This is a genomic window from Micromonospora sp. NRRL B-16802, from assembly GCF_001279555.1.
GTDB lineage: Bacteria > Actinomycetota > Actinomycetes > Mycobacteriales > Micromonosporaceae > Micromonospora > Micromonospora profundi.
The window spans coordinates 32,635-57,880 of sequence record NZ_LGEB01000046.1; the positions used below are offsets into that span (position 1 = coordinate 32,635).

Below are 25,246 nucleotides of genomic sequence, written 5' to 3' on the forward strand. Positions count from 1 at the left end.
CCAGTGGCCAATCATCCGCGCCGTCCTCGGCTGAGCGCCGTGCCGACCGCGCCGGCCAGCAGCAACGCGACACCACCGGCGATCGCGCCGAGCACCCGGTGCTGCCGCCGGACCCGACGGCGAACCTCGGCGTACGGGGTGGTGGAGAAGGACACCAGCTCGTACTGGGAGACGTACCGGCCGGGCAGTGCCCGCTCCAGAGCGTGCTCCACCCGTCGGCTGAGCTGGAAGACCGGCGAGGCGACCTTGTCGCGCATCTCCACGAAGTTGGTGAGCGCCATGGTCGCGATGGCCTCGGCGTTCTCCTGCCGCCGCTGCTGGTACAGCGGCAGCGCCTCCGACCACTCGTCGGCGCACTCGTCGAGGCAACGGTCCAGTTCGACGACGTCCTCGAAGGCGCAGTTGGCGCCCTGCCCGTAGAACGGCACGATGGCGTGCGCCGCGTCGCCCAGCAGACCGACGGTGCCGTTCACCTGCCAGGGAGCGCAGTGGACGGTGCCGAGCACACCCACCGGGTTGTTCTCGTAGTCGTCCACCAGGTTCGGGGCCAGCGGCACCACGTCCGGGTAGTGCCTCGCGAAGTAGTGCTCGATGGCCGCCGGGTTGTCCAACGCCGCGAAGCTGCCGGTGCCCTCGTTGGGCCAGAACAGCGTGCAGGTGAACGAGCGGTCCGGGTTCGGCAGGGCGATCATCATCGAGGTGCCGCGCGGCCAGATGTGCAGCGCGTCCGGGTCCAGCGCGAAGTCCCCACCCAGCGGCGGCAGGGTCAGCTCCTTGTACCCGTAGTCGAGCAGGTCCACGTTCTCGGTCAGCAGGCCGTCGGCGAGCAACTGCCCGCGTACTGCGGAACCCGCACCGTCGGCGCCCAGCACCACCGACGCCTTGGCGGCGACCTGGCCCTGCGGGGTCTCGAAGGTAAGGCTGCCGTTCGTCGGGTCGAGCCCGACGAGACGGTGGTCGAAGACGACGCGTACGCCGGGCAGCGCGGCGGCGGCGTCCAGCAGGGCGTTGTTCAGCGCGCCCCGGCTGATCGAGTTGATCGCCCGGTCACCGGCGGCGCTGTACGACTGGAACTGCGGCTCCCCCTCGACCGGGTGGATCATCCGGCCGCGCATCGGCAGCGCGTCGGCCATCACCTGCTCGTCGAGGCCGACGCGGCGCAACGCGTCGAGGCCACGCTCGGAGAGCGCGAGGTTGATCGAGCGTCCACGCTCGGCCGTGCCGGCACGCGGGTCGGGCCGACGCTCGTACAGGACCACCGGGTAGCCGCGTCGCGCGAGGAAGCAGGCGGCAAGGCTACCGGCCAGCCCGGCGCCGATGATCGCGATCTCGTCGCGCCGGGAGGTCATCGCGGTTGCCCCTTCGTTGAGGACTGCCCGACCGTCGCGGCGAGCGCGGCGGCGGCCCGCCAGCAGTCGTGGTAGGTGGAGTAGAGCGGCACCGGGGCGAAGCGGACGATGTCCGGTTCCCTGGCGTCGGCGACCACGCCGTGCTCGTGCCGCAGCCTCTTGGTCAGCTCGGCGGCGTTGCCGGCACCGACCCGGACGGAGAGTTGGCAGCCCCGCCGGGCCGGGTCACGGGGTGTGACGACCTGCAACGGCCGGTCGGCGGTGACCTCGTCTAGCAGGCGCTCCAGCCAGCGGGTGAGCCGCAGGCTGCGCTCGCGCAGCGCCGGCATGCCGATCGAGTCGAACAGCTCCAGCGAGGTGCGTACCGGACCCATCGCGAAGATCGGCGGATTGGAGATCTGCCAGGCGTCGGCGGTGGCCGGTGGACGCGACTCCGGGGTCATCTCGAAGCGGGTGGCCGCCTCGGTGCTCCACCAGCCCTCGAAGCGGGGCAGGTCGGGGTTGCCGAGGTGGCGCTCGTGCACGAAGACGCCACCGAGCGCACCCGGACCGGAGTTCAGGTACTTGTAGGAGCACCAGGCGGCGAAGTCGACGTCCCAGTCGTGCAGGGACAGCGGCACGTTGCCGGCGGCGTGCGCCAGGTCCCAGCCGACCACCGCGCCGGCGGCCCGCCCGGCTGCCGTGATCGTCGGGATGTCCATCAGCTCGCCGGTGAGGTAGTTGACGCCGCCGAGCATCAGCAACGCCACCGTGTGGCCCTCCCGGGCCAGGAAGTCCAGGACGTCCTCGGTGCCGAGCGTGTCGGTGCCGGGTCGGGGCTTGAGCCGCACGACCGTGGCGTCCGGGTCCAGACCGTGGAAGCGGGCCTGGCTGCGCACCGCGTAGCTGTCCGAGGGGAACGCCGTGTCCTCGATGACGATGCGGGTGCGCTCCCCCGCCGGGCGGTAGAAGCTGACCATCAGCAGGTGCAGGTTGACGGTGAGCGAGTTCATCACCACGGTCTCCGCGGGCCGGGCGCCGACAAGTCGGGCGGCCGGAGCGGTCAACAACTCGTGGTACGGCAGCCAGGGCCGCCCCGCCTCCACATGCCCCTCGACGCCGAGCCGACGCCAGTCGTCCAGGTCGGCGAGGAGTTCGTCACGGGTCGCACGTGGTTGCAGGCCGAGCGAGTTGCCCGCCAGGTACGCCGACTCGGGGTGCTCGCCGCCGTCGGCGGGCGGCACGTGGAAGAGGTGCCGGTGACCGGGGTCGGCCTCGTCGAGACGCAGCGCCTGCGCCTCGGCGGTGGCGACGTCCAGTGCGTCGGCTTCGCCCACGGCGAAGGCCAGGGGGTCGGTTGCAGGGGTGTCCACAGGGGTGTCTCGCTCTCGATTCACATCGCCGTACGTGCCGACCACAGCTCCGGGAAGACCACCCGGGCCATGCTCCGTTGCAGCCACGCCAGGCCGGCCGAGCCGCCGCTGCCGACCTTCGCGCCCATTGTCCGCTGGACCGCCTTCACGTGGTTCCAGCGCCAGTCGCCGAACTCCTCGGCCACGCCGCTGAGCGCCTCGCCCAGCAGCCGCAGCTGGTTGTCCGGACCACCGTCGACGTAGATCCGCACCCAGGCCTCCTCGACCGCCGGGTTCGGGTCGTGCTCGACCGCCACGTCCCGGTCGAGCAGGTCGGCGGGAAGGTCGAAGCCCTGCCGGGCGAGCAGCGCCACCACGTCGTCCCAGAGGCTCGGGGCGGCAAGCGCGGCGGTCAGCGCGGCGTGCACCTCGGTCTGCCTGCGGAACGGTCGGATCAGCGCCGGATCCCGCAGACCGAGCAGGAACTCCAGCTGCCGGTACATCGCCGACTGGAACCCGGAGCCCTCACCCAGCAGGTTGCGGAACCTGTTGAAGTCCGCAGGGGTCATCCAGCGCAGACCCTTCCAGGAGGCGTTGAGCCCCTCCAGGTGCAGGGTGGCGCGGCGCAGCGGGGCCAGGGCATCCGCGATCCGGTCCTCGCGCAGCAGACGCTGGGCGTCACGCAGCTCGTGGCAGGTCAGCCCGAAGTACAGCTCCATGATCTGGCTGACCACCAGGAACGACATCTCGCCGGGGTCGTCGCTCAGTGGCTGCTGCAACTGGTGCAGTGCGCTCGCCCGCACATAAGCGTCGTAGGGCACTAACTCGGCGAACTCCAGCGTCGGCTCGCCGCCGTTGCGTGCGGCCCGCGCGGCCCGCTGACGCGGGGTCACCGGTCGTACCGTGACGCCGCGTTCGGGTGCCCGCCGCTCCGTCTGATCCACCAGTCGTCTCCCTCCGGATGTGCCGACAACATGATCCCGCGGTTGGATCGGCAGATGGAATGCCTGATCAACGGCACTTCCCGGCCTGAGATGGCGAACGAAAGGCAGGTGGGCGAATCGGCTTCACGAAAGTAAGGTCGCAGCGTGGACCACATGGACTGGGCGCTACTGCGCGAGTTGCAGGCCGACGCGAGGCTCTCCTTCAGCGAGCTGTCGCGACGGGTGCACCTGTCCCCACCAGCGGTTGCGGAGCGGGTCCGCCGGCTGGAGGAGACCGGAGTGATCGTCGGCTACCACGCCCACGTCGACCTGACCCGGGCCGGTCGTACGGTGGTCGCGCTGATCCGAATGTCCTGTTATGGCGCGCGCTGCATCCTGCACGACCCAGAGGTGGCCGGCTGGCCCGAGATCCTGGAGATCCACCGGATCACCGGAGACGCGTGCAGCATGCTCAAGGTGGCCGCCGGCTCGATCGACGACTTCGAAGGGGTCATCGACCGGCTCGCCCCGTACGGGCAGCCGTCGAGCACGATGGTCCTCTCGTCGCCGCTGCACTGGCAGCCGATCCACCCACTCCCGCCCGCCGACCCGGCCGTCCCCCGCCGCTGACCCTGCCGTCCCCCGCCGCTGACCCTGCTCGTTCGCGGGTTTGCCCCCGGGCCAGCGGGAACTCAGCGGCGTACCCAGGGGAGGGTTCCGGCGGTCGACGCCGGGAGGGGGAAATCATGCAGGGACTTCGCACGATCAACCGCGCACTCTCGTCCGCACTGACGCTGTTGGGGCTGGTCGGGGCGTTCGTCCTGTTGTCGGTGGCACCGGCACGAGCCGGTGAGAACACCTTCATCGAGGTGACGCCCAACAGCGTCCAGGCCGGCAGCCGGGTGAGCATCAAGGCGAGTTGCGACAACAACAACGACCGGCAGGCAAACGTGCACTCCGACGCGTTCGGGCACGTGATGCTCAGGCCGGACAACGGCTTCCTCAAGGGGGAGGTCACCGTGCCGGCCAACAAGCAGCCCGGTGACTACCCGGTCGACCTGAAGTGCCAGAACAACCAGACGGCCTCCACCATGCTGACGGTGCTGAACATGGCATCGCCCAGCAAGGGGCCCGCGACCGGTGGTGGCGGCACCGCCGGCGGCCGGGGCACCGGCTCGATGCTCGTGCTCGGCGGCGTGGCAGTGGTGGGCGTCGCAGTCGCGCTTGGCATGGCGGGCAGCCGGCGTCGGACCGGAGCCGGCTCCTGAGCCGGGCACGCCATGACCCGCAGATCCGCGCGTACGCGGCCGGAGCGCCGTGCCCGACAGCGGGCCGGGACGGCGCTGCGCGCCTCAGGTCGGCTGGTGGCCGGCGCCTCGCGCCGACTGCGCCGGGTCGCCGGCCAGGCGGTGGCCGCGAGCGTCGCCACCACCGACCCGGATGCCCGCCCGCTGCCGCCGCGCCGTCGTCCCGTCGGGTCGCCGCTGGTGGGCCGGCGGTTCGGCCCGGGGCCGGGGCTGCCGGTGCTGGCCGTCGCCGCAGTGATGGTGCTGATCGTCGCGATGCTCGGCATCGAGCAGGTCACCGGGATCAACGTCCTGCCGGACAGTCTCAGCGCCGGCCTGCGGCCACCGCCGAAGAAGTTCCCGGTGCTGCCTGCCAGTCGACCAACCGATCTGGCCATCAACAAGATCGACGTACGGGCTCCGGTGCATGACGTGGGCATCGCCGCCGACGGCACCATCGCCGTGCCGGACGCCGCCCGCGCCCAGGAGGCCGGCTGGTACGACCAGGGCCCCACCCCCGGCCAGTACGGCCCGGCGGTGATCGTCGGACACGTGGACACCACGAGCGGGCCTGCGGTCTTCCACCAGCTCGGCGAACTGCGCTCCGGCGACGAGATCGAGGTGACCCGCTCCGACCGCAGCGTGGCGGTCTTCGAGGTGGATTCGGTGGACCACTTCGACAAGGGGCGACTGCCCGTCGACGAGGTGTACGGCGACTTCAGCCGCCCCGGCCTGCGACTGATCACCTGCGGCGGCCGATGGGTCGGCGGTGAGACCGGCTACTCGGACAACGTGGTGGTCTTCGCGTCGCTGGTCAAGGCCCGTGGTGCTTGACGGCGGGCCGCGCAGGCCCTGCCGCGACCGGGTCCAGGGCTCAGGCGGCGGCTTCGGGCTCCCGCAGGTCGAGCCAGTCCGCCCAGCGGGGGTCCGGTGCGCGGTGCCCGAGGACCCGCCAGGCGGTGCCTTTCGGAGCAGCCGGGAGCGCGTGCAACCGCCAACCCAACTCCGCGGGCGTCTTGTCACCCTTCGTGTGGTTGCACCGGGCACACGCGGCGACCACGTTCTCCCAGGCGTGCCGGCCACCCCGGCTCCGCGGGAACACGTGGTCGATGGTCTCGGCCGGCCCACGGCAGTAGGCGCAGCGCCAGCCGTCCCGGGCGAAGATCGCCCGCCGGGACAGCCCCACATGAGTGCGGTACGGCACCCGGACGAAGCGGGTCAACCGGACCACCGACGGCACCGGGAGCGCGTCTCGGGCGCTGTGCAGGATGCCGTCACCGTCGGCCACGCAGACCGCCTTGGCGGTCAGCACGAGGATCGCGGCACGACGCACCGACACGACACACAGGGGCTCGTAGGTGGCGTTGAGGACAAGCGCGCCGGAGCCCACAGTGGGTCGTATGTCAGGCATCGCGGTCACCCTCCCGGTTCAGCGGCTGCTGCGGAGGACCGCCGACCGACGTCGGGCATGACGGCCCGAACGGTCGACGCCCGTCCGATCACCGACGTCCGTTGCGCCAATCGTCCCTGATCGGACCCCGGATTGCACGTACTAATCCGGGGTCGGACATGAAGCTCCTTACCGCACCTGTCACGATGGCCGGTTCACGCCGGTCCGATCCGGCCCTCGGCGGGATCTCACCCGGCCGGTGGGTCGCCGGTGGGCGGCCGGGCCCCTTGCGGTACGAAGGCAGTGTGAGTGCCGCCAGCGTGACCCCCCTCGCCCTGCCCACCGTCGGATCGGTGAACTGCCAGGGCAGTACCTCCTGCGAATTCCTCTACCGCATGACCAGGTCGGAATGGTTCGCGGAAGGCAGCTACTGGATCCTGCTCAAACCACTGCGGGTGCTGCTGATCCTGGTGCTGGCGATGGTGGCCCGCTGGGCGCTGCACCGGACGATCAACCGCCTGGTCCGGACCACAGCCGAGGGCGCTGTGCCGACGATGCTGCGACCGCTGCGCGAGCGGGTGCCCACCGCCGCTGTCGATCCGGCCGAGTTCGTACCCGAACGGCGTCGGCAGCGGGCCGAGGCGATCGGCTCGGTGCTGCGCAGCCTGACCACCGCGTTCGTGTTCGGCATCGCGCTGCTGATGATCCTGCGCGAGTTCAGTTTCGACCTCGCGCCACTGCTGGCCAGCGCCGGCATCGCCGGCGTCGCGCTGGGCTTCGGCGCGCAGAGCCTTGTCAAGGACCTGCTGGCCGGGCTGTTCATGCTCATCGAGGACCAGTACGGCGTGGGCGACAACGTCGACCTGGGCGAGGCGACAGGTGTCGTCGAGGCGGTCGGGCTCCGCGTCACCACGGTCCGCGACGGCCGGGGCGTGCTCTGGTACATCCGCAACGGCGAGATCATCCGGGTGGGCAACAAGAGCCAGGGCTGGGCGCTTGTGGTCGTGGACCTGCCGATCGGTTTCAGCGGCACCGAGGAGGCGAGCGCCGTGCTGCGGACGGCGGCCGCCTCGGTGGCGCTCGACCCGGAACTGTCGCTGGAGATCGTGGAGGCGCCCGAGGTGCTGGGTGTCGAGCAGATGACAGTGGATGGTGCGGTGATCCGTACGGTGGTGAAGACGACAGCCGACGGTCAGTTCGCGGTAGGCCGGGAGCTGCGCCGCAGGCTGGCGGAGGCACTGGAAAACTCCGGGATCACCGCGCAGATCGCCGCCTCCCGCATCTATCAAGGTGCGCCGAGCCGACCGTTGCCCGAGGGTGAGACGGGTCAGGGTGGTGCCACCTGACCTCGGCGATCTGGCCTGGCAGCGCTGGCCGCCGATGTGGGGGTCGCGAGCCGCCCGGCCCCTCAGGTATCGTCCGTTCGTTCAGTCGGGGATGCGACGAACGAGCCGTTCGCCCTAGCTAGTTGTCAGACGATCGGGCAGAATCCGAAACACGCGTTCCCGCCGGAACGTGGTCACATCCTCGCTGATCCGTAGATCTGACGAGTGTTCCCGGCCAGGCTGCCACGAGCGGCTGTTCCGGGGGCCGATGGAGGCGACGGTGCCCGACGAGCGACCTTCCGCGGAGGGCCCGGCCACTTTTCGCGAAGTGTTCGCCCAGCGCGAGTTCCGAGCTGTCTTCGCAGCCGGGGCCCTCTCCTGGATCGGCGACTACGTCGCCAAGGCCGCCGTCACCCTCCTCGTCTACCGGCAGACCGAGTCGGTCGCGCTCTCCGCCGCCGCGTTCGCCATCAGCTACCTACCGTGGCTGGTCGGTGGCCCGCTGCTCGCCGCGTTGGCCGAGCGCTACCCGTACCGGCGGGTGATGGTGCTGTGTGACCTGATCCGGATGGCGCTGATGTTGCTCATCGCCCTTCCGAACCTGCCGGTCCCGGCGCTGCTGGTGCTCATCTTCGCCACGACGCTTGCCAACCCACCGAGCCAGGCCGCGAAGTCCGCGCTGATGCCGCAGATCCTCGCCGGGGACCGGCTGGTGGTCGGGTTGTCGCTGAACAGCAGCATCGGGCAGGCCGCCCAGGTCGTCGGCTATCTGTTCGGCGCGGCCATCGCCTCGATCGACCCGAGGGCCGCGCTGCTGTTCAACGCGGTCACGTTCGGTGTCTCCGCGCTGCTGGTCCGCTTCGGCGTACGCAACCGACCGGCGCTGATGACCAGCGCGCACCGCAGCCACCTGCTCCGGGAGACCGCGCAGGGGTTCCAGATCGTGTTCGGCACACCGGTGCTGCGGGCCATCGCGGTGCTGGTGTTCAGCGCGATGCTCTTCTCGATCGTTCCGGAGGGCCTGGCTGCCGCCTGGGCCAACGAGCACCCGAACGTCAACATGAACCCCGGGACGGCGCAAGCGGTGATCATGGTCGCCAATCCGTTGGGCTTCATCCTCGGCGGGCTGCTGGTGAGCAGGCTGTTCGGCCCGGCCCGCCGGTTGGCCCTGATGCGTCCGCTCGCCGTGCTCTCACCGCTGGTGCTGGTGCCGGCACTGCTGAATCCGTCTCCGCTGGTGGTGGCGCTGCTGGCCGCCCTGTGCGGGTTCGCGGTCGCCGGCATGCTGCCGATGGCCAACGGGCTGTTCGTCCAGGCGCTGCCCGCCGGGTTCCGGGCGCGCGCCTTCGGTGTGATGGCGACCGGCGTCCAGGTCATCCAGGGCCTCGCGGTGCTGATCACCGGAATGCTCGCCGAGCGGTTCTCCATTCCGATGGTGGTCGGGGTGTGGAGCGCCGTCGGGGTGGTGTTGATGACGATCGCCGCGCTGCGCTGGCCGGACAAGCAGACCATCGATGCGACGATCGCGGCAGCCACCGCGGCCAATGCCACGCCCGCCCCCGACCCAGCCACCTCCGCGCCAGGCACCCCGGAGCCAGGCACCCCAGCGACAGGCACCCCGGCACCGGGCGCCTCGGCCGGCGCCGCGCCCGCACCTGGCCCCCGTGGCCCCGCAGCCGGCGACATGGCGCGGGGCACCGGTGACGACCGTCACCGGCAGGCGGTCACCTGACCATCGGGCCAGCCCAGGGGCCGGCGCTTGGCCGCCGTGACCCGACGCACGGCGTACGGGTCCGGCCGGGCCGGGCCGCACCTGGCAGGATGGAACGGTGAACCCCGCAGGTGAATCCGACCGTCCCGGTGCGTCGATGACCCTCTTCGAGGCGGTCGGCGGCGAGCCCACCTTCCGCCGGCTGGTGGACGAGTTCTACGTCGGCGTGGCAGGCGATCCTCTGCTGCGGCCGATGTATCCGGAGGACCTGGGCCCGGCTGCCGACCGGATGACCCTGTTCCTGATGCAGTACTGGGGTGGACCGAACACCTACTCGGCCCAGCGCGGGCACCCACGGCTGCGGATGCGGCACGCCCCGTTCCGGATCGGCGCGGCCGAACGGGACGCCTGGCTGCGGCACATGCGCAACGCTGTGGACAAGCTCGACCTGGAGCCGCAGGTCGCCAGCGCCCTCTGGGACTACCTGGAGCGGGCCGCGTACTTCATGGTCAACGCCATGGAGGACCCGGCCGAGCCCGCCTGACGGCCCGCACCGGGCTCCCGGCAGGCGCGATGCTTCAGAGCAGCGCGCCCTCGTCGTGCAGCCAGTCCACGAAGCTGGTGGCCACCGCCGCGCCGCAGTCGAGCATCTCGACAAGCAGCGCGTCGTGGGTACCAGCGCCGAGCGGCACCTGAAGCTCGGCGTAGATCGGCAGTTGCCCGCGCTCGGTCGGGTCACCGATGTACGCCTTGCAGAACCGACGGGTGTGGTTCCACTCGTTGACCACCCGGTAGGCCCGGTCAGCCCAGTCCGGCGGGACCGTGGCGTGCGGGCGGGCCCGCATGACCAGGATCTCGTCCTCCGGGCCTTCGAGGGTCACCAGCACGGCGTGCCGCTCCCACATGGCCAGGAGGTTGCCGTCGCCGTCTGCCAGGTAACGCACGTCGAGTAGATCGAGCGCGTCACAGACCCGACCCAGGCTCACCGGCTCGACGGTGGCCGACATGTCGGCCAGCGCGGGCCTGTCGTTGCCCGGGCAGTCGTCCCCCGGCTGGCGAGGGCTGGGCGGCCCGACCCGGACCGCGCTGTCGACTGTGATCCCGCTTCCGGTTTCCGGATCCCCGCCGTCGGCGGGACCGGGGCGCCATGACCACCACGGCATCGCTCGCGCACCTCACTCCCCAGCGGATCCAGTCGCCTACGGTGCGTTGGATCCGAGGATGGACGGTACCCGGACAGCCGAGTTGAAGCACCCCCCCAACGACCGCACCGACCCAGAAGAATGAGCCAGGGTCATCCGTTCGTACGAGTGTTCAGGGGGGTCAGGCCAAGATCCGTGGCCTTCTGCAACCAGGCGGCTCCATATGGTCCCACCAGGCCGACCCAACGGCCGGCGACCCGCACCTGCACCTGCGGCCGCGCGGTGCCGTCGGCCGGGCCGAGGAAGCCCATCCGGACCAACCCCTGCACCAACCGCTGCGACACCTCCACCGGCGGGCCCGGCGGGTCGTCCGGAGTGACGAGCACTGCCACGTGGTCGAGAAGCGCGTCACGCAGGGCCCGCTGACCCACCGCACGACCTGCGACACCCTGCTCGCTCGCGGTGCGCAGAGTGCCCGCCGCCGCGTCCGCGATCCGCCGCAGCTCCGCGGTGGGCAACACCTCCACCGGCCGGCTGCGTGCCGGCGGCAACGGCCACTGCCACTGCGCGTCCCTGGAGACCGGCAACGTCGCGCCGCCACGTTCCAACTCCGCCAGCAGTTGGGCGGCGCTCACAGTGACGTCCACGGCGGTGCCGTCGGTCGGACCGCCGGCCACCGTCCGGACCACGAGCGCCTGCCACGGCAGCCGGGCCCAGAGGGCGACCCGGCCGGGCGCGCCACCCGGCCGCAGCCGAACCAGCGCACCCGGATCCAAGCGGACCAGGCGGGCCAGGAACGCGCCCGCGTCGGCCACCCCGGTCAGGCCGTGACCGGGCTGCGACGCCGCCGCCCGGTCCGGCCCCGCCGTGTCCGGCCGGGTCACCCGTCGCCGCCCTGCGGGGCGTACGTGAGCAGGAACGCCCGCTCCTCGGCGGTGATCCGCCGGGGCACCTGGCGGGTCAGGTCGAACGGCACCAGCACCGAGCGGGCGCGGCTGGCCAGCACGTCGCCGTCGTACAGCTCGTAGGCGACGGTGAACCGCGAGGGCCTGATCTCCTCCACCCACAGCTCGATCCGGACCGTGGGTGCGGCCTCCGCGGTGGCCCGACCCAGCGCGTAGTCGACGGGGCGCAGGTAGTCGACCTCGTGCCGACGGATCACGACGCCGTCGGCGAACGAGCCCACTCCCCAGGCCCGGCCGCCGGCGAACATCAACGCCACCCGCGCCTCCTCGTACAGGGTGAGGAAGCGCGAGTTGTTGACGTGGCCGTACGCGTCCAGGTCGGACCAGCGCAGTGTGCAGTGGTAGACGAACCGGTCAGACACCTTCTCGGCCGGTCAGTCGCGGGTCAGCTTGCGGTAGGTCACCCGGTGCGGACGGGCGGCCTCCGCGCCGAGGCGGTCGATCTTGTTTTTCTCGTACGCCTCGAAGTTGCCCTCGAACCAGAACCACTTCGCCGGGTTCTGGTCGTCGCCCTCCCAGGCCAGGATGTGCGTGGCGACCCGGTCGAGGAACATCCGGTCGTGGGAGATGACCACGGCGCAGCCGGGGAACTCCAGCAGGGCGTTCTCCAGGCTGGACAGCGTCTCCACGTCCAGGTCGTTCGTCGGCTCGTCGAGCAGGATGACGTTGCCGCCGATCTTGAGGGTCAGCGCCAGGTTGAGCCGGTTGCGCTCGCCGCCGGAGAGCACCTTCGTCGGCTTCTGCTGGTCCGGTCCCTTGAAGCCGAACGCGGCGATGTACGCCCGCGACGGCATCTCGACCTTGCCCACCATGAGGTAGTCAAGCCCGTCGGAGACGACCTCCCAGACGGTCTTGTCGCCGTCGAGGCCCTGCCGGTTCTGGTCGACGTACGACAGCGAGACCGTGGGGCCGACGCGGACCTCGCCGCTTGTCGGCTCCTCCAACCCGACGATGGTCTTGAAGAGGGTGGTCTTGCCGACGCCGTTCGGGCCGATGATGCCGACGATGCCGTTGCGGGGCAGCGAGAACGACAGGTCGTCGATGAGCAGCCGGTCGCCGAAGCCCTTGCTGAGGTGGGACGCCTCGATCACCGTGCTGCCCAGGCGCGGGCCCGGCGGGATCTGGATCTCCTCGAAGTCCAGCTTGCGGGTCTTCTCCGCCTCGGTGGCCATCTCGTCGTACCGGTCCAGGCGGGCCTTGGACTTGGTCTGCCGGGCCTTGGCGTTGGAGCGGACCCACTCCAGTTCCTCGGTGAGGCGCTTCTTCATCTTGGCGTCGCGGCGGCCCTCGACGGCCAGGCGTGCGGCCTTCTTCTCCAGGTAGGTGGAGTAGTTGCCCTCGTAGCCGATGGCCCGGCCCCGGTCCAGCTCCAGGATCCAGCCGGCCACCTTGTCCAGGAAGTACCGGTCGTGGGTGATCGCCATGACCGTGCCGGCGTACTTGGCGAGGTGCTGCTCCAACCAGGAGACGCTCTCCGCGTCCAGGTGGTTGGTGGGCTCGTCGAGCAGCAGCAGGTCGGGGGCCTCCAGGAGCAGCTTGCACAGCGCGACGCGGCGGCGCTCACCACCGGAGAGCTGGGTCACGTCGGCGTCCGGCGGCGGGCAGCGCAGCGCGTCCATGGCGAGTTCGAGCTTGGAGTCGATGTCCCACGCGTCGAGGTGGTCCAGCTCCTCCTGGAGCTTGCCCATCTCCTCCATCAACTCGTCGGAGTAGTCGGTCGCCATCTGCTCGGCGATCTTGTTGAACCGCTCCAGCTTGGCCTTGGTCTCGGCGACCGCCTCCTCGACGTTGCCGAGCACGGTCTTGGCGTCGTTGAGCGGGGGCTCCTGGGCGAGCATGCCGACGGTGTAACCGGGCATGAGCCGGGCCTCGCCGTTGCTCGGCTTGTCCAGCCCTGCCATGATCTTGAGGAGGCTGGACTTACCGGCGCCGTTCGGGCCGACCACACCGATCTTGGCCCCCGGCAGGAAGCTCAGCGTCACGTTGTCGAGCACGACCTTGTCGCCGTGCGCCTTGCGCGCCTTTTCCAGGACGTAGATGTACTGGGCCACGGTGCGGGCTACCTCCGTCGGTTTGCTGTCGCCTGATGGGCGGCGCGGCGCGGGCTCGAATCTCCACCCGCCGCCGCCGGCCGGGAGCCGGCCACGCGCACGCCACCCTCAATCCTGACAGGTACGGCGCGCTTCGCCCACATCACCCCGCCTCCGGGGTACGCGGCGCGCCGCCGACCGGACCTGCTGCCGACTGCCGCGAGCCGCTCGTCAGGCCTCTGGACCTGCCTGTTGTCGACAAGATCACCTTGAGGATTCGGCGAAGCGTGAGCGGGTAGGAGACTCCGGCACGGGGGCCCAGACACCGCAGCTACGCTCAGTACTCTCATCGCGGTGGACCCGTCAGTACCCGGAGGTGGCCGATCGTGACCGTCCGTAGCTCCTTTGTCGTAGTGGCGAACCGTCTGCCGGTCGACGAGGTGAGCACACCCGAGGGACGGCAGTGGCGACGCAGCCCCGGCGGGCTGGTCACCGCGCTGCATCCCGTGCTCGCCGAACACCAGGGCACCTGGGTCGGGTGGGCCGGTGGCACCGGCGCCGCCCCCGAGCCGTTCGACCTGGAGGGCATCCGACTGCACCCGGTGCCGCTGAGCGCCGAGGAGTTGGAGCGCTACTACGAGGGCCAGTCCAACGCGACGATCTGGCCGCTCTACCACGACGCTGTCGAGACACCCGCTTACAAGCGTCGCTGGCGGGAGGCGTACCGCCTGGTAAACGCCCGGTTCGCGGAGGCCGCGGCGGACGTGGCGGCCGAGGGTGCGACGGTCTGGGTGCAGGACTACCAGCTCCAGCTGGTCCCGGCGATGCTGCGTGAGCTGCGACCGGACCTGCGGATCGGCTTCTTCCTGCACATCCCGTTCCCGCCGATCGAGCTGTTCATGCAGATGCCGTTCCGTACGGAGATCCTGCGCGGCCTGCTCGGCTCCGACCTGGTCGGCTTCCAGCAGCGGCTGGCCGCGCAGAACTTCGTCCGGCTGGCCCGGCACCTGCTCGGCCTGCGCTACGAGGGCCAGATGATCCAGGTCGACGGCCGGCAGGTGAAGGCGGGCGCGTTCCCCATCTCGATCGACACCAAGGAGATGGAGCGGCTTGCCGAGGACCCGGCGATCCAGGCCCGGGCCAAGCAGATCCGCGCCGAACTGGGCGACCCGAAGACGATCATCCTGGGTGTGGACCGGCTCGACTACACCAAGGGCATCGAGTTGCGCCTGAAGGCCTTCCGCGAACTGCTTGCTGACGGAAAGTTGACAGTTCCGGATGCGGTTATGGTGCAGGTGGCCACGCCGAGCCGCGAGCGCGTCGAGCACTACCAGGCACTTCGAGTCAAGGTTGAGCGCGAGGTTGGTCGGATTAATGGCGAATTCGGCCGGGTCGGCGTGCCGGCGGTGCATTATCTGCATCAGTCGTACAGTCGCAGTGAACTGGCCGCGATGTACGTCGCTGCCGACGTGATGATGGTGACCCCGCTGCGAGACGGAATGAATCTGGTGGCCAAGGAGTACGTCGCATCGCGCGCCGACCAGGGTGGCGCGCTCGTGCTCAGTGAATTCGCCGGCGCCGCAACAGAGCTGCGTCAGGCCTTTTTGTGTAACCCGCACGACCCGGACGCGGTCAAGGACGCCCTGCTCCGGGCAGTGCACGTGGAGAAAACCGAGGCACGCCGCCGGATGCGGACAATGCAACGCCACCTGCGCACCCACGACGTGGGGCACTGGGCCAAGTCTTTCCTCTCCGAACTCGGAGTGTCCGAGGCGGAGGCCGCGTGAACACGTCCGTCACCGACGGAGCGGCGATCGCCGCCGCAGTGATGGACCCGGAACTGCGATCCGCCATCGGCCGGATCGCCCGGGTTCCCCAACTCCTCATCGCCTGCGACTACGACGGCACGATCGCGCCGATCGTCGAGGATCCGAGCACCGCCGTACCGCTGCCCGAGGCCGTGGCCGCGATCCGCGCGCTCGCCGCGCTGCCGCAGACCACAGTGGCGGTGGTCTCGGGCCGGGCGCTGCGCGATCTGGCCGCGCTCTCCCGGCTGCCCAGCGAGGTGCACCTCGTCGGCAGCCACGGCTCCGAGTTCGACATCGGCTTCGTCGAGCGGCTCTCCCCCGAGCTGGTGGCGGTCCGCCAACAGGTGCGCAACGCGCTGCGGGAGATCGCCGCCGAGCACCCCGGCATCCGGCTGGAACGCAAGCCGGCAAGCGTCGCCATGCACACCCGGGGAGTCGACCCGCAGGTCGCCGCCTCGGCAATCGAAGCGGCCCTGAACGGCCCGGCGACCTTCGACGGCGTCACGGTCACGCAAGGCAAGGAGGTCATCGAGCTGTCCGTGGTGGCCACCCACAAGGGCACCGCGATCGACCAGCTCCGGACCCAGCTCGCGGCAAGCGCGGTGCTCTTCATCGGCGACGACGTCACCGACGAGAACGCGTTCAGCAACCTGCACGGGCCGGACCTCGGCATCAAGATCGGTCCCGGCGAGACGCAGGCCGACTACCGGGTGGCCGAGCCGATCGAGGCGGCCCGCGCGCTCGGGCTGCTGCTGGAGACCCGCAGGCACTGGCTGTTCGGCGAGCGGGCGGTGCCCATCGAACGGCACTCCATGCTGGCCAACGGCCGTACCGTCGCGCTGCTCACCCCCGAGGCCAAGGTCAGCTGGCTCTGCCACCCCAAGCCGGACTCGGCGGCGATCTTCGCCGACCTGGTCGGCGGCAGCCCCGCCGGCCACTTCAGCGTCGCCCCGGAACGCGGCGGTATTCCGCTGGGCCAGCGCTACCGCTCCGGCACGATGACAGTGGAGACCCGGTGGTCCGGGCTCACCGTCACCGACTGGCTGGACAAGCCGACCAGGGAGACCATCCCGGACGGCGCCGCGGTGATCACCGGTGACTCGACACTCGTCCGGGTGTTGACCGGCAGCGGCCGGGTCCGGCTGGACTTCGCGCCGCGACCCGAATTCGGTCAGGTCGCCGTGCAGTTGCAACCGCTCGGCGACGGCCTCCTGGTGCTCGGCTCGAACGAGCCGATCGCCCTCTACTCCCCCGGGGTGGAGTGGGACGTCACGAACGACGGCGGCTACGAGACCGCCAAGGCGGTCGTCGACCTCTCCGCCGCTGGCGGGCAGATCGTGCTGGAGCTTCGCTTCGGCACGAACAGCCTGGACCACCACCGGGTGCCGGTCCACGAGCGGCAGGCCGCCGCCGAGCAGCCGTGGAAGGACTGGGTGGCCTCGCTGCGGCTGCCGTCCACCGCCCGCGACCTGGTCGCCCGCAGCGCCCTCACGCTGCGAGGGCTCTGCCACGAGGCGACCGGCTCGATCCTGGCCGCGGCCACCACCTCGCTCCCCGAGGAGCTGGGCGGCGTCCGCAACTGGGACTACCGCTACTGCTGGCTGCGGGACGCGGCGCTCACCGCCCGCGCGCTTGTCGACCTCGGCTCCATCGAGGAGGCCGAAGCGCTGCTGCGCTGGGTCGACGGCTGCATCGAACGCACCGGCGGTCACCCGGAGCGGCTGCACCCGCTCTACACGATCGACGGCTACGAGCTGGGTGCCGAGGCGGTCATCGACACGCTGCCCGGGTACGCCGGCTCCAGGCCGGTCCGGGTCGGCAACCTCGCCAACCACCAGCTGCAACTGGACGTCTTCGGCCCGATCGCCGACCTCATCGCGGCCGTCGCCGACGCCCGCGGTTCGGTGCGTGACGACGAGTGGCGGGTCCTGGAGAACATGGTCGAGGCGGTCCGCCGCCGCTGGCACGAGCCCGACCACGGCATCTGGGAGGCTCGGCTCCCACCCCGGCACCACGTCTTCTCCAAGGTGATGTGCTGGATGACAGTCGACCGGGCGCTGCACGTGATGCGCCAGCACGGCGGCGAGGACCGGCCGGAGTGGACGGACCTGCGCGACCGGATCGGCGCCAACGTGCTGGAGCACGGCTGGCACTCCGACGTGGAGGCGTACAGCGTCGCCTACGGCGACGAGGACATGGACGCCTCGTCGCTCTGGATCGGGCTCTCCGGCCTGCTCCCGGGTGACGACCCGCGTTTCCTGTCCACAGTCCTGCGGATCGAGGCGGACCTGCGCAGCGGTCCGGTCGTCTACCGCTACCACTGGGACGACGGCCTGCCCGGCCGTGAGGGTGGCTTCCACATCTGCACGGCGTGGCTGATCGAAGCGTACCTGCGCACCGGTCGCCGCACCGACGCCGAGGAACTGTTCGCGCAGATGGTGCTCACGGCCGGCCCGACAGGGCTGCTCCCCGAGCAGTACGACCCGCTCGCCGAGCGGGGCCTGGGCAACCACCCGCAGGCGTACAGCCACCTGGGGCTGATCCGCTGCGCCCTGCTGCTGGACAACATGCTCAAGCAGTAGCCGAATAGTCAGTTCGTCGACGGGCCGGAGCAGCGTTGCTCCGGCCCGTTCGTCTGCGATGCTGTGGCCGTGGAGTACGTGTCCCGAGTGCCGCGACCGCCGCTGGACGGGCTGATCGACGACCTGTACTACCTGGAGGGCGCGTCGCCGTACGCCCGGCTGACGCTGCCGGCGATGCCTGCGGCGTTGCTCATCGTCAACCTCGGGGCGCCGTTCCGCATCCGCGCCGGCACCGACATCGAGACCGCCGAGTACGCCGACGGCTGCGTGGTCACCACGCCCACCCGCGCGCTGGAGTTCGGCTACCCACCCCGGACCCGGTCCGTCGGCGTACACATCAAGCCGTGGGGGTTGGCGCCGTTCCTGCCGATGCCGGCTGCCGAGCTGTGTGACCGGCCGGTGACGGTTGAGCAGGTCTGGGGCCGGCCCGCCGTTGCAGAGCTGCGGGACCGGCTGGCCACGGCGGCCGGACCGCACGAGATGCTGACGCTGCTTGAGGAGGAGCTGATGCGACGGCTGTGCGAGACCACCGGCCTGGGGCTGGTCCGCCGCACCAGCAGCGTCATCGCGGCGGCCAGCGGTGGGGTGGTGATCGGCGACCTGAGCGCGGCAGCCGGCATCAGCAGCAGTCATCTGGCACAGCGGTTCAAGGAGCTCATCGGCGTCACGCCGAAGCGGCTGGCCCGCACCTACCGCTTCGCCGCCACCGTGTTCACGATCGACCCCGCCGAGCGTGTCGACTGGGGCGGCCTCGCCGGTGGCGCCGGCTATTTCGACCAAGCCCACTTCGGCCACGAGTTCCGGGCGTTCACCGGGCTCACGCCGACCCGGTACCTCGAAGTCCGGCGGCGGTTCCTGCGCGAACATCCCGGCCACGTGCTGGATGGTTGGCCGTTGCCGCTCGATTGATTTCTTACAAGAGGCAGAGCCCACGGCCCGCTAATTTGGGGGAAACCGAAGGCAGAGGAGAGCGGCGTGGGCAGTGTGGTCCTGTACAGCTCGGTGTCGGTGGACGGCTTCGTCGCGGACGAGAATGACCAGCCCGGGCCGCTGTTCGACTGGTTGACCAGCGGTGACGTCCCGTTGGACTCCAGCGGCGAGCTGAAGGTGTCGCAGACGTCCTACGACTACACACGGCCGTACTGGGACCAGATCGGGGTGACAGTCGTGGGCCGCCGCGTCTTCGACATGACCGACGGCTGGGACGGGAAGCCTCCGGGCGGGATCGACCATGTGGTCGTCGTGACGCACCGGCCCGCGCCCGAGGGCTGGGACCCCGAGGCGCCGTTCCACTTCGTCGACGGTGTCGAGGCAGCAGTGGCCAAGGCGCAGGAGCTTGCGGGTGACCGCATCGTCGAGGTCGCCGCTGGCGACGTCGGTGGCCAGGTGCTTGCCGCAGGCCTGGCCGACGAGGTGCGTATGGACGTCGTACCCGTCGTGTTCGGGGCCGGGAAGCGCTACTTCGGGTCGGTCGACGCGCAGCGCCTGTTGGAGGATCCCGACGTGGTGATCCAGGGCAACCGGGTGCTTCACCTGCGCTATCAGGTGCGCCGTTAACAATCGCAGTGGAGCGCGAAGAGGTCCCTGCGTCACCCGTCCAGGGCACCCACCACGTCGCCGACCACCACGACGGCTGGCGGGCGGACGTCGGCCGCCACCGCGTCGGCGGCCACCGTGTCGAGCGTCGAGCGCAGCACCCGCTGGGCGCCCGTGGTGGCCTCCTGGACGACGGCTGCCGGCGTCTGCGGCGGTCGGCCGTGCGCGATGAGGGTTGCAGTGATGGCAGCGAGGTTCTTCAGCCCCATCAGGATCACCAAGGTGCCGCGCAGGCCCGCCAGGGCGTCCCACCGCACAAGCGACGCCGGCGAGTCGGGTGCCAGGTGGCCGGAGACCACAGTGAACTCGTGCGCCACCCCCCGGTGGGTGACCGGAATCCCGGCCGCCGCAGGGGCGGCGATCGAGCTGGTCACTCCCGGCACGACGGTCACCGGCACGCCGGCCGCCGCGCAGGCAAGCAGCTCTTCGCCGCCCCGGCCGAAGACGTACGGGTCGCCGCCCTTGAGCCGCACCACGAAGGCGCCAGCCAGGGCACGGTCGACCAGGATCTGGTTGATCTCCTCCTGTGCCCGGGACGGGCCGTAGGGGATCTTCGAGGCGTCCACCAGCTCGACATCGGGGCGTAGCTCGTCCAGGAGCAGCCCGGGCACCAGCCGGTCTGCGACGACCACGTCGGCCTCGGTGAGCAGCCGCCAGCCCTTCACGGTGATCAACTCTGGGTCACCGGGGCCGGCCCCGACCAGTGCCACCCGTCCGCCGCCCGCGTTAGGAAGGGCCCCTTCCTCTACCGCAGGCGTTAACAGGGGGCCCTTCCTTGCACCGAGGAGGTTGCGGATCGCGTCTCGGACACTCATTGCCCGTCGCGGGTCGCCGCCGCCGAGCACCGCCACGGTGACCGGGCCGTGCCGGGTCACCGCCGGGGTCCAGGCGGTGGCCGCCGTGCGGTCGTCGGCCCGGACGCAGAAGATCCGCCGCTCGGCGGCGGCGGCGCTCACCGACGCCGCGGCGAGGGGGTCGTCGATCGCTACCTGGACCAGCCACGCCCCGTCCAGGTCGTCGGGCGCGAACCGGCGCGGCACCCAGCGCAGCCGCCCCGCGTCGACGTGCGCGCGCAGCGCCGGGGTCAGCTCCGGTGCCACGAGCAGGACGTCCGCACCGGCGTCCAGCAGCGCCGGGACGCGCCGGGTGGCGACCGCGCCGCCGCCCACCACTACCACCCGCCGCCCGTCGAGCCGCAGACCGAGGGGGTACGGGCTGGCGCTCACAGCGCACCTCCGAGCCGGACGCGCGTCGTCACTTCTCGGCCACCCCTGCGGAGTCGAAGGTCGCCACCTCGTGCAGCACCCGCACCGCGCCGGTGACCACCGGAAGCGCCAGCAGCGCCCCGGTGCCCTCGCCGAGACGCAGCCCCAGGTCGATGAGCGGGTCGAGGCCCAGGCTGCGCAGTGCCACCGTGGCGCCCGGCTCGGCCGAGCGGTGCCCGGCGACCATGGCGAATACCGCGTTCGGCGCGAACGCGGCGGCGGCGAGGGCGGCGGAAACCGCGATCACGCCGTCCAGAAGCACAGGTGTACGGCGCGCCGCCGCACCCAGGATCAGCCCGGTCAGTGCCGCGTGCTCCAGGCCACCGACGGCGGCCAGCACGCCCAGCGGGTCAGCCGGGTCGGGCTCGTGCAGGGCAAGCGCGGCACGCACCACAGCCACCTTGCGGGCGTACGTCGGGTCGTCGACGCCGGTGCCCCGACCGGTGGAGTCGGCCGGGTCGACACCTGTGAACGCGGCGATCAGCGCGGCCGCCGGGGTGGTGTTGCCGATGCCCATGTCGCCGGTGAGCAGGATGCCGGCACCGGCGTCGATCAACTCGTCGGCGATCCGGATGCCGGTGCACACCGCAGCCAGCGCCTCGTCTCGGGTGAGCGCGGCGGTCACCGTGAAGTCCCGGGTGCCCCGGCGCACCGACGCGGCGACAAGCCGGGGCGTGGCCGGATCGTGCACGGCCGGGTCCTGCACAGGCAGGCCGGATGTCGCTGGGTCGTTCGCGGCCGGGTCGGGGACCTCATCCGGGGTGGCAAGCGGGTTGGCGACCCCTACGTCGACAACTGTGACCGAGGCGCCGGCCTGCCGGGCGAACGCGTTGACGACCGCACCGCCGGCCAGGAAGTTGCCGATCATCTGCCCGGTGACCTCCTGCGGCCACGGGGTCACCCCCTGGGCGTGCACCCCGTGGTCCCCCGCGAAGATCGCTACCGCGGCCGGCTCGGGCAACGGCGGTGGGCAGACCCCGGCGAGCCCTGCGAGGCGTACCGACAGGTCTTCCAGCGCACCCAGCGAGCCCGGCGGCTTGGTCAGGCGGCCGTGCATCTCCCGGGCGGCGGCCATTGCCGACTCGTCCAGTGGCGCGATGGCCGCGATCGTGGTCTCCAACATCATGCCTCCATGATCTCGCGCAGCACCTCGACGAACGCGTCGGTGGTGTTTCGGTCACGTACCGCCAGGCGCAGCCAGTCCGGGCCGAGACCCGGGAACGTGTCACCGCGACGGACCGCCCAGCCCCGGTCCCGCAGCGCCGCGCGGACGCGCGTCGCGCCGGGCAGGTGCACGAGCACGAACGCGCTGGCGGGGCGGCCTGCGACGCGTACACCGGGGATGCTGGCGAGGCGGGCCACCAGGTGGTCGCGGTCGGCGGCGAGGTCGACGGCGATCGCGCGCTCGGCCTGGACGGCGACGGGCGTGGCGCACGCCGCGGCGGCGGCCAGCGCGGGCGTGGAGACGGCCCAGAGCGGCTGGACGGCGGCCAGCCGGGACAGCAGCTCCGGGGCGCCGAGCAAATAGCCGATCCGCAGGCCGGCGAGCCCCCAGGTCTTGGTGAGGCTGCGCACCACGAGCAGGCCGGGCAGGTCACGCCGCTCGGCGAGTGACTCCGGTTCGCCGCTGTGCCCGCCTGTGGTGTCGGCGAACGCCTCGTCGACAACGAGCACCCGACCCGGGCGGGCCAGCGCGGCCACCGTCTCGGCGGGGTGCAGCACCGACGTGGGATTGGTCGGGTTGCCGATCATCACCAGGTCGGCGTCGGCGGGCACCCGGGAGGCGTCGAGCCGGAAGCCGTCGGCCGGGTCGAGCAGCACCCGCTCGACCGTGTGACCGGCGGCCCGCAGCGCCGCCTCCGGTTCGGTGAACTGGGGGTGCACGACCACCGGTCGCCGGATGCCGCGCAGCGCCTGGGCGATGAGCACGAAGCCCTCGGCGGCCCCGGCGGTGAGCAGTACCTCGTTCGGGGGACGCCGGTGCCGGGCGGCGACGGCGCCCCGGGCCGCCGACGGGTCCGGGTAGCGGGCCAGGTCGGTGAGGGTGGCAGCGATCGGCTCGGCCAACCAGGCAGGCGGTGGCGCCTGGCGGACGTTGACGGCGAGGTCGATGAGGCCGACGCCGACCTCCGCGTCCCCGTGGTGTGCCAGATCCGGCTCGGGCGCCACAGCCGGATCGGCCGCAGCGACCGGCGGTACGTCGCTCGGCTGATCACGCATGCCCGCGATCCTGCCGGGAAGGCTGCCGGCGGGACAATCGATCCCGGCGTAAGGCACATCACCACCCCGCTGGTTTATGAGTTTTTCTCATGTTCGATTCTGAAATGTCATAACTTGGCCATGTGAGCAACCGACCCCTTGCTGCCGCTGGTCGACTCGTTCCTCTCCTGCGCGCCGGGCTCATCGCCGGCATCGTGATCGCCGCCGCCGCGTACCCGCTCGTCGCCCTGACCGGGCTCGGCGCGAAGGCCACCGCACACGCCGTGGAGCACAAGACCAAGCTGCTGGCCACCGCCCTGCCCGCCGAGACCTCCTACCTCTACGCCCCGGACGGCAAGACCGTACTGACCATGTTCTACGAGGAGTACCGGCAGTACACGAAGCTGTCGGACATGTCGCCGAACATCCAGCAGGCGATCGTCGCCGCCGAGGACTCCCGCTTCTACCAGCACCACGGCGTCGACCCGAAGGGCGTGGCCCGCGCCTTCGTGTCCAACGCCCGCTCCAGCGGAGTCTCCCAGGGTGCCTCCACGCTCACCATGCAGTACGTCCGGATGGCCCTGCGGGACAGCGCGACAACGCCCAAGGAGGTCCAGGAAGCCACCCAGCAGACCAGCCTGCGCAAGGTCAAGGAGATGCGGATGGCGCTGGACCTGGAGAAGGAGCTGAGCAAAGAACAGATCATGGAGCGCTACCTGAACTCGGCGTACTTCGGTCACCGGGCGTACGGCATCTACGCGGCAAGCGAGATCTTCTTCTCCAAGACCCCGAAGGACCTCACCCCCGTCGAGGCGGCCACCCTCGCCGGCCTGGTCAAGTCCCCATCCGAGTACGACCCCGCCGACTCCGACCAGAAGGAGGCCACCGGGCGGCGCAACTACGTGCTGGACAGGATGAGCCAACTCGGCTACCTCTCCCCCGACTCGGCCGCCGCCGCCAAGTCCGAGCCGATCCGACTGAAGCTGACCACCCCGCCGCACGACTGCGCGGCGATCCCGGAGAAGTACAACAGTTGGGGCTTCGCCTGCGACTACCTGAAGAACTGGTGGAGTTCCCAGCCCGCGTTCGGCGCCAGCCGCCTGGAGCGGATGGACAACCTGCGCCGGGGCGGCTACCGGATCGTGCTCAGCCTCGACCCGAAGGTCCAGGAGGCGGCGGAGAAGAACGTCGGTGCCACGACCGCCACCGGCAGCCCGTTCGCCAACGGCATCGTGGTCTCCGAGCCGGGCACCGGGCGGGTCAAGGCAATGGCGGTGAACCGGACGTACTCGCTGGACCTGAACGAGAACCCACAGAGCTCGAACCCCGAGGCCGGGCCGAAGGTGAAGGCCAACTACCCGAACACCGTGGCACCACTGCTCGGTGGCGGTGACCTGGCGGGCTACCAGGCCGGGTCGACGTTCAAGATGTTCCCGATGCTTGCCGCGCTGGACTCGGGAATGACCCTGTCCACCTCATTCAACGCGCCCTACCGCTACCGGTCGGAGGTCTACGACGGCTGGTCGCCCTCCAACGCCAGCGGCGCCATGACCGGCCAGCAGACCATGTGGTCCGGCTTCGGCAAGTCCGTCAACACGTACTTCGTGTGGCTGGAGGAGAAGGTCGGCGCGGACCGGGCGGTCCGGTTGGCGGAGCAACTCGGGCTGCGCTGGCGCACCGACGTCGACAGGGACCACGCGTCCCCCGAGAAGGCGAAGTCCTGGGGCGCGTTCACCCTGGGCGTCTCCGACGCCACCCCGCTGGAGATGGCGAACGCGTACGCCGCCATCGCCGCCGACGGCCGCTACTGCGAGGCGATCCCCGTACAGGCGATCATGAACCGGGACGGGACACCGGCGACGTACGCGACCCCCGGCGGTATCCATCGCGAGGTGGCCAAGCCACGCTGCCGGCAGGTCGTCAGCGCGGACGCCGCCCGGGCCGCCACCGACGCCGCCCGCTGCCCCACCGGTGACACCCCGGCACGCGGCAGCTGCGGCGGCTGGTCCACCGCCGACAGCGTCCGGGGTACGGTCGGCCGCCCGGTCGCCGGCAAGACCGGCACCACCGACAGCACCCGGTCGGCCTGGTTCGTCGGCTACACGCCGGAACTGGCTGCGGCGAGCTTCATCTCCGACCCGGACAATCCATTCAACGCCGTCGGTGACGGGCAGTCCCAGATCCCGATCAAGGCGGTGTCGGAAACCCTGCGCGACGGGTTGAAGGGCACACCGACCCGCCAGTTCACCCCACCATCGGACGCCATAGTCGGCTGACCGGCGTGATAGTCGGCTGACCCGCGCGGATCCGGGCGGGTCAGCCGGCTGCCCGGCACCGGCGGGTG

22 protein-coding genes are annotated in these 25,246 nt (G+C 71.0%); 11 read left to right on the plus strand and 11 right to left on the minus strand.

What is annotated here, in order from left to right; genetic code table 11:
- Window positions 1–11: 11 nt before the first annotated feature.
- The 3 genes from ADK66_RS06580 to ADK66_RS06590 form a co-directional block, all read right to left on the minus strand.
- Window positions 12–1,349 (minus strand): NAD(P)/FAD-dependent oxidoreductase, encoded by a 1,338-nt coding sequence (locus ADK66_RS06580; RefSeq protein WP_053653006.1) that lies wholly within the window; start codon window positions 1,347–1,349, stop codon window positions 12–14.
- On the minus strand, window positions 1,346–2,647 hold the full coding sequence (gene kynU, locus ADK66_RS06585; protein ID WP_053653123.1) for a kynureninase: 1,302 nt from the start codon (window positions 2,645–2,647) through the stop codon (window positions 1,346–1,348). Before kynU ends, ADK66_RS06580 begins: the two co-directional genes overlap by 4 nt.
- 74 nt (window positions 2,648–2,721) lie before the next feature.
- A complete protein-coding gene (locus ADK66_RS06590) occupies window positions 2,722–3,624 on the minus strand; it encodes a tryptophan 2,3-dioxygenase (RefSeq protein WP_053653007.1) in 903 nt (300 codons plus the stop codon).
- A 144-nt stretch (window positions 3,625–3,768) separates the two neighbouring features.
- Between ADK66_RS06590 and ADK66_RS06595 the strand changes: the two genes are divergently transcribed.
- The 3 genes from ADK66_RS06595 (at window position 3,769) to ADK66_RS06605 (ending at window position 5,723) form a co-directional block, all read left to right on the plus strand.
- A complete protein-coding gene (locus ADK66_RS06595) occupies window positions 3,769–4,233 on the plus strand; it encodes an Lrp/AsnC family transcriptional regulator (RefSeq protein ID WP_053653008.1) in 465 nt (154 codons plus the stop codon).
- Between the two features lie 164 nt (window positions 4,234–4,397).
- Window positions 4,398–4,871, plus strand: coding sequence for a hypothetical protein (locus ADK66_RS06600; protein WP_053653124.1), 474 nt, complete (start codon window positions 4,398–4,400; stop codon window positions 4,869–4,871).
- Window positions 4,872–4,946: 75 nt separating this feature from the next.
- On the plus strand, window positions 4,947–5,723 hold the full coding sequence (locus ADK66_RS06605) for a class F sortase (protein WP_231639948.1): 777 nt from the start codon (window positions 4,947–4,949) through the stop codon (window positions 5,721–5,723).
- 40 nt (window positions 5,724–5,763) lie between these two features.
- Here the strand turns inward: ADK66_RS06605 and ADK66_RS06610 are convergent, their stop codons facing one another.
- A complete protein-coding gene (locus tag ADK66_RS06610) occupies window positions 5,764–6,300 on the minus strand; it encodes an HNH endonuclease (RefSeq protein ID WP_053653125.1) in 537 nt (178 codons plus the stop codon).
- Between the two features lie 158 nt (window positions 6,301–6,458).
- Here ADK66_RS06610 and ADK66_RS06615 point away from each other — a divergent pair, with 158 nt between their 5' ends.
- The 3 genes from ADK66_RS06615 to ADK66_RS06625 all read left to right on the plus strand — a co-directional run bounded on the left by ADK66_RS06615 (window position 6,459) and on the right by ADK66_RS06625 (window position 9,859).
- On the plus strand, window positions 6,459–7,625 hold the full coding sequence (locus ADK66_RS06615; RefSeq protein ID WP_157552297.1) for a mechanosensitive ion channel family protein: 1,167 nt from the start codon (window positions 6,459–6,461) through the stop codon (window positions 7,623–7,625).
- A gap of 247 nt (window positions 7,626–7,872) precedes the next feature.
- The gene (locus tag ADK66_RS06620) at window positions 7,873–9,336 is read left to right on the plus strand and encodes an MFS transporter (RefSeq protein WP_082377267.1); all 1,464 of its coding nucleotides are present in this window, start codon (window positions 7,873–7,875) and stop codon (window positions 9,334–9,336) included.
- A 97-nt stretch (window positions 9,337–9,433) separates the two neighbouring features.
- Window positions 9,434–9,859, plus strand: a complete 426-nt coding sequence (locus ADK66_RS06625; protein WP_053653010.1) for a globin — start codon at window positions 9,434–9,436, stop codon at window positions 9,857–9,859.
- A gap of 34 nt (window positions 9,860–9,893) precedes the next feature.
- Here the strand turns inward: ADK66_RS06625 and ADK66_RS06630 are convergent, their stop codons facing one another.
- The 4 genes from ADK66_RS06630 to ettA form a co-directional block, all read right to left on the minus strand.
- The gene (locus tag ADK66_RS06630) at window positions 9,894–10,478 is read right to left on the minus strand and encodes a YbjN domain-containing protein (protein ID WP_053653011.1); all 585 of its coding nucleotides are present in this window, start codon (window positions 10,476–10,478) and stop codon (window positions 9,894–9,896) included.
- Window positions 10,479–10,609: 131 nt separating this feature from the next.
- A complete protein-coding gene (locus ADK66_RS06635) occupies window positions 10,610–11,341 on the minus strand; it encodes a hypothetical protein (protein ID WP_053653012.1) in 732 nt (243 codons plus the stop codon).
- Window positions 11,338–11,784, minus strand: a complete 447-nt coding sequence (locus ADK66_RS06640) for a thioesterase family protein (protein WP_053653013.1) — start codon at window positions 11,782–11,784, stop codon at window positions 11,338–11,340. The genes ADK66_RS06635 and ADK66_RS06640 overlap by 4 nt, the downstream gene beginning before the upstream one ends.
- Before the next feature lie 12 nt (window positions 11,785–11,796).
- Window positions 11,797–13,473: an energy-dependent translational throttle protein EttA gene (ettA, locus tag ADK66_RS06645; RefSeq protein WP_053653014.1), complete on the minus strand. Its 1,677-nt coding sequence runs from the start codon at window positions 13,471–13,473 to the stop codon at window positions 11,797–11,799.
- 365 nt (window positions 13,474–13,838) lie between these two features.
- On the opposite strand from ettA, the gene ADK66_RS06650 reads away from it, so the two are divergent.
- The 4 genes from ADK66_RS06650 to ADK66_RS06665 all read left to right on the plus strand — a co-directional run bounded on the left by ADK66_RS06650 (window position 13,839) and on the right by ADK66_RS06665 (window position 19,399).
- The gene (locus tag ADK66_RS06650; protein ID WP_053653015.1) at window positions 13,839–15,239 is read left to right on the plus strand and encodes a trehalose-6-phosphate synthase; all 1,401 of its coding nucleotides are present in this window, start codon (window positions 13,839–13,841) and stop codon (window positions 15,237–15,239) included.
- Between the two features lie 41 nt (window positions 15,240–15,280).
- Window positions 15,281–17,842, plus strand: a complete 2,562-nt coding sequence (gene otsB / locus ADK66_RS06655) for a trehalose-phosphatase (RefSeq protein WP_157552309.1) — start codon at window positions 15,281–15,283, stop codon at window positions 17,840–17,842.
- A 69-nt stretch (window positions 17,843–17,911) separates the two neighbouring features.
- Entirely contained in the window at window positions 17,912–18,751 is an 840-nt protein-coding gene (locus ADK66_RS06660) for a helix-turn-helix domain-containing protein (protein ID WP_231639934.1), read from the plus strand.
- A 66-nt stretch (window positions 18,752–18,817) separates the two neighbouring features.
- Window positions 18,818–19,399 (plus strand): dihydrofolate reductase family protein, encoded by a 582-nt coding sequence (locus ADK66_RS06665; protein WP_053653017.1) that lies wholly within the window; start codon window positions 18,818–18,820, stop codon window positions 19,397–19,399.
- A 32-nt stretch (window positions 19,400–19,431) separates the two neighbouring features.
- Here ADK66_RS06665 and cobA read toward each other — a convergent pair whose 3' ends face one another.
- From cobA to cobC, 3 genes are read right to left on the minus strand one after another with little or no spacing between them, the layout of a single operon-like run.
- Window positions 19,432–20,664: a uroporphyrinogen-III C-methyltransferase gene (cobA, locus tag ADK66_RS06670; RefSeq protein WP_053653018.1), complete on the minus strand. Its 1,233-nt coding sequence runs from the start codon at window positions 20,662–20,664 to the stop codon at window positions 19,432–19,434.
- Window positions 20,665–20,692: 28 nt separating this feature from the next.
- On the minus strand, window positions 20,693–21,826 hold the full coding sequence (locus ADK66_RS06675) for a nicotinate-nucleotide--dimethylbenzimidazole phosphoribosyltransferase (protein ID WP_053653019.1): 1,134 nt from the start codon (window positions 21,824–21,826) through the stop codon (window positions 20,693–20,695).
- Window positions 21,826–22,923 carry an Rv2231c family pyridoxal phosphate-dependent protein CobC gene (cobC, locus tag ADK66_RS06680; protein ID WP_053653020.1) on the minus strand — a complete coding sequence of 366 codons (1,098 nt, stop codon included), beginning with the start codon at window positions 22,921–22,923 and terminating at the stop codon, window positions 21,826–21,828. The genes ADK66_RS06675 and cobC overlap by 1 nt, the downstream gene beginning before the upstream one ends.
- A 122-nt stretch (window positions 22,924–23,045) precedes the next feature.
- Here cobC and ADK66_RS06685 point away from each other — a divergent pair, with 122 nt between their 5' ends.
- Window positions 23,046–25,178: a transglycosylase domain-containing protein gene (locus ADK66_RS06685; protein ID WP_053653021.1), complete on the plus strand. Its 2,133-nt coding sequence runs from the start codon at window positions 23,046–23,048 to the stop codon at window positions 25,176–25,178.
- Window positions 25,179–25,246 lie beyond the last annotated feature (68 nt).